At 71.6% G+C, this 3,786-nt stretch carries 6 protein-coding genes; 4 read left to right on the top strand and 2 right to left on the bottom strand.

The features are described 5' to 3' along the window. Both AC1D15_RS21605 and AC1D15_RS21600 read right to left on the bottom strand, forming a co-directional pair. Positions 1-225, bottom strand: a 225-nt coding sequence (locus AC1D15_RS21605) for an EamA family transporter (RefSeq protein WP_477827584.1), incomplete at its 3' end; no start/stop codon positions are given. Continuing rightward, positions 222-530, bottom strand: a complete 309-nt coding sequence (locus AC1D15_RS21600; RefSeq protein WP_465111883.1) for a putative signal transducing protein — start codon at positions 528-530, stop codon at positions 222-224. The genes AC1D15_RS21605 and AC1D15_RS21600, both read right to left, overlap by 4 nt. A gap of 61 nt (positions 531-591) precedes the next feature. Here AC1D15_RS21600 and AC1D15_RS21595 point away from each other — a divergent pair, with 61 nt between their 5' ends. The 4 genes from AC1D15_RS21595 to AC1D15_RS21580 all read left to right on the top strand — a co-directional run. Continuing rightward, the gene (locus tag AC1D15_RS21595) at positions 592-1,584 is read left to right on the top strand and encodes a quinone oxidoreductase family protein (RefSeq protein WP_477827583.1); all 993 of its coding nucleotides are present in this window, start codon (positions 592-594) and stop codon (positions 1,582-1,584) included. 119 nt (positions 1,585-1,703) lie between these two features. Continuing rightward, positions 1,704-2,453 (top strand): molybdate ABC transporter substrate-binding protein, encoded by a 750-nt coding sequence (modA, locus tag AC1D15_RS21590; RefSeq protein ID WP_477827582.1) that lies wholly within the window; start codon positions 1,704-1,706, stop codon positions 2,451-2,453. After that, entirely contained in the window at positions 2,450-3,127 is a 678-nt protein-coding gene (modB, locus tag AC1D15_RS21585; protein WP_477827581.1) for a molybdate ABC transporter permease subunit, read from the top strand. Before modA ends, modB begins: the two co-directional genes overlap by 4 nt. After that, on the top strand, positions 3,124-3,786 hold a 663-nt coding region (locus AC1D15_RS21580; RefSeq protein WP_477827580.1), incomplete at its 3' end, for an ABC transporter ATP-binding protein. The genes modB and AC1D15_RS21580, both read left to right, overlap by 4 nt.

The following is a 3,786-nucleotide window of genomic DNA, read 5'->3' as shown; positions in this document are numbered from 1 at the left end:
ACTGAGCGGTGCGAGGTAGCGCAGGCGCGCGGCGAGCTCGCCCGGGCGCCTGAACAGGCGCCAGCCGATCGGCAGCAGCAGCACGAAGGCGAGCGACCAGCGCAACGCGTTCAGCGCGAGCGGCGGCACGCTGCCGACCATCAGCCGCCCGACCACCGCATTGCCGGCCCACAGCAGGGGCGGCAGCGTCAGCATCAGGATGATGCGGGGATGGAGGGCCGTCATGCCGCGGGCATCGCGGCGCCGCAGTTCCAGCACTGCTCGAACGGCCCGTCGATCACTTCATGGCATTGCGGGCAGGCCCACAGATGGCGGCGCGGATGCTGCAGCTCGTCGAGCCGCACGAGGGCGCGCGCATGGTCGGCCTCGTCGTCGACCCACAGCTCGGGCAGGGTCTCGCTGGGCGGCACGCCGCCCGACAGGCTGCTCGCGAACGCGCGTTGCACGGTGGTGGGGATTCCCGTCTGCGTGAGCATGTCGGCCCAGAGCTGGGCGAGGGCGAGGTTGGGTGCGGTGGTGAGGCGTTTCAAGACCGGGTGCAGGCAGGGTCGCGGGAGTGCTGGCACGATAACGCATCCACTGGAGCAACCCATGCCACTTACTGCACATGCCGTCCGCCTCGACCGAGCCGGCGGCCCCGAGACCCTGACGCTGTCGGAGGTCGTGGTCGGCGAGCCCGGCCCGGGCGAGATCCGCATCCGCCACCATGCGATCGGCATCAACTACATCGACGTCTACCACCGCAGCGGTGCGTATCCGCTGCCGGCGCCGTTCGGCCTCGGTGTCGAGGGGGCCGGGGTGGTCGAGGCGGTGGGCGAGGGCGTCACCCACCTGCGCGCCGGCGACCGCGCGGCCTACGTGAGCCAGCCGCCCGGTGCCTACGCGACGCTGCGGGTGATGCCGGCCAAGTGCGTCGTGAAGCTGCCCGACGCGATCGGTTTCGACGAGGGCGCGGCGATGATGCTGAAGGGCTTCACCACGCAGTACCTGCTGCGCCGCACGCTGCCGCAGGCCGGGCTCGTGGCGGGCGACTTCGTGCTGTTCCATGCCGCGGCGGGCGGCGTCGGGCTGATCGCCTGCCAGTGGGCGCGTGCGCTCGGGCTGCAGCTGATCGGCACTGCGAGCACCGACGAGAAATGCGCTGCCGCGCAGGCACATGGCGCGGCCTTCACGATCAACTATGCGCGCGAGGATTTCGCGGCCCGGGTGCGCGAGATCACCGGCGGCAAGGGCGTGAAGGTGGTCTACGACGGTGTCGGCCGCGACACCTGGGACAAGTCGCTCGACTGCCTGCAGCCGTTCGGCCTGATGGCCAGCTATGGCAGCGCGTCGGGCAAGGTGCCCCCGTTCGACCTGGGCGTGCTCGGCGCGAAGGGCTCGCTGTTCCTGACGCGGCCCACGGTGTTCACGCACATCGCGACCCGCGAGTCGACCCAGGCGATGGCCGACGAGCTGTTCGCGATCGTGGCCAGCGGGCAGGTGAAGATCCCGGTGGAGCACCGCTACGCGCTGAAGGATGCGGGGCAGGCGCACGTCGACCTGGAATCGCGCAGGACGGTGGGCGGGTCGGTACTGATTCCGTAGTTCGAGCTTTGCTGCGACCGGCGCGCCCCAGCCTCCCCGCCCGCGCCTTCCGCGCCAACGCGACAAGYTCGATATGTAGTGCGATACATTTCGGGGTTCTCCACGCTGTAGCAACTCCCATGCGCCTCGCCGCCCGCCTGCTGACCGCTGCCTTCTCGCTTCTCGCCCTCGGCGCCCACGCCGCCGACCTGACCGTCTCGGCCGCCGCCAGCCTGACCAACGCTTTCARGGAGCTGGCCCCCGCCTTCGAGGCGCAGAACCCGGGCACCAGGCTGCTGCTGAACTTCGCGGCCTCCGACGCGCTGCTGGCGCAGATCGCGAAGGGCGCGCCGGTCGACGTGTTCGCGTCGGCCGACCAGGAGACCATGGACCGCGCGCAGGCGCAGCAACTGGTGGCCGCCGGCTCGCGCCGCGATTTCGTCAACAACTCGCTGGTGCTGATCGCGCCGTTCGACAGCACGCTGGCACTGGGCGCGCTGGCCGACCTGAAGCAGCCCGGCGTCAAGCGCATCGCGTTCGGCCAGCCGAGCGGCGTGCCGGCCGGCCGCTACGCGAAGGGTGCGCTCGAGGCCGCGAAGCTGTGGACCGAGCTCGAACCCAAGGCCGTCTACGCGCAGAACGTGCGCCAGGCGCTCGACTACGTCGCGCGCGGCGAGGCCGAGGCCGGCTTCGTCTACGGCACCGACGCCGCGCTGCTGAAGGACAAGGTCAAGCTGGCGCTGACCGTGCCCACCGACACCCCGATCCGCTACCCGGTCGCCCGCGTCGCCGGCGGCCCGAACCCGGCAGCCGCGCGCGCCTTCGTCGACTACCTGCTGTCGCCGGCCGGCCAGGCGGTGCTGGCGCGCTACGGCTTCCAGAAGCCGTGAACGCCGCGGAGTCCGCGTGGATCCCGCTCGCGCTGTCGCTGAAGGTGGCGGGCTGGGCCACGCTGATCGACCTGGTGCTCGGCGTCGGCCTCGGCTTCCTGCTGGCGCGCGGCCGCTTCCCCGGGCGCGAGCTGCTCGATGCGATCCTCACGCTGCCGATGGTGCTGCCGCCCACCGTGCTCGGCTACTACCTGCTGGTGCTGATCGGCAAGCGCGGCTGGCTCGGCGCCTGGCTGTACGAGCATCTCGGCATCCAGCTGATCTTCACCTGGCAGGGCGCGGTGATCGCGGCCGCCGTGGTCGCGCTGCCGCTGGTGCTGAAGGCGKCGCGCGCGGCCTTCGAGGGTGTCGAGCCGCAGCTCGAGAACGCCGGCCGCGTGCTCGGGCTGTCGGAGGCGGCGGTGTTCTTCCGCATCACGCTGCCGCTCGCCTGGCGCGGCATCCTGGCCGGCCTGCTGCTGTCGTTCGCGCGCTCGCTCGGCGAATTCGGCGCGACGCTGATGGTGGCCGGCAGCATCCCCGGGCGGACGCAGACGCTGTCGGTCGCGGTCTACGAGGCAGTGCAGGCGGGGCAGGACGGCGTGGCCAACGTGCTGGTGCTGATCACCTCGGTGACCTGCATCGTCGTGCTGCTGCTGGCCGGAAGGCTGCTGCGGGGGAGGGCCGTGCGATGAGCTTCGAGGTCGACATCCGCAAGACGGTCAGCAGCCCGCAGCGGCGCTTCGAGCTGCAGGTGCGCTTCACGTCGCAGGCGCGGCGCACGGTGATCTACGGGCCGTCGGGCGCCGGCAAGACGCTGACGCTGCAGGCGATCGCCGGGTTGCTGCGGCCGGATGCCGGGCGCATCGTCTTCAACGGCGAGACCCTGTTCGATGGCAGTGCTCGCCTCCTGGTGCCGGCCCGGCAGCGCCGCTTCGGCTACCTGTTCCAGGACTACGCGCTGTTCCCGCAGCTGAACGTGCGGCAGAACATCGCCTTCGGGCTGYAGCGCGGCTGGCGCAACCCGCCGCGCGACGTGGGCGGCGAGGCGGTCGAGCGCTGGCTCGCGGCGCTGGAGCTGCAGCCGGTGGCGTCGCAGCTGCCGCACCAGCTGTCCGGCGGCCAGCGCCAGCGCACCGCGCTTGCGCGTGTGCTCGTCAACGGGCCGCGCGCGCTGCTGCTCGACGAGCCGTTCTCCGCGCTCGACCCGGCGCTTCGCGAGCGCACGCGCGACGAGCTGGACCGGCTGCTGTCGCAGATCGACATCCCGCTCGTGATGATCACGCATGACCCGGACGACCTGGGCCGCTTCGGCGAACAGGTGCTGCAGCTGCGAGAGGGAGTCGTCAGTGGC

Source organism: Rhizobacter sp. P2_H2, from assembly GCF_056403375.1.
The sequence above is the reverse complement of the archived record's forward strand: the minus strand, read 5'-3'. Positions and strand labels throughout refer to the sequence as shown.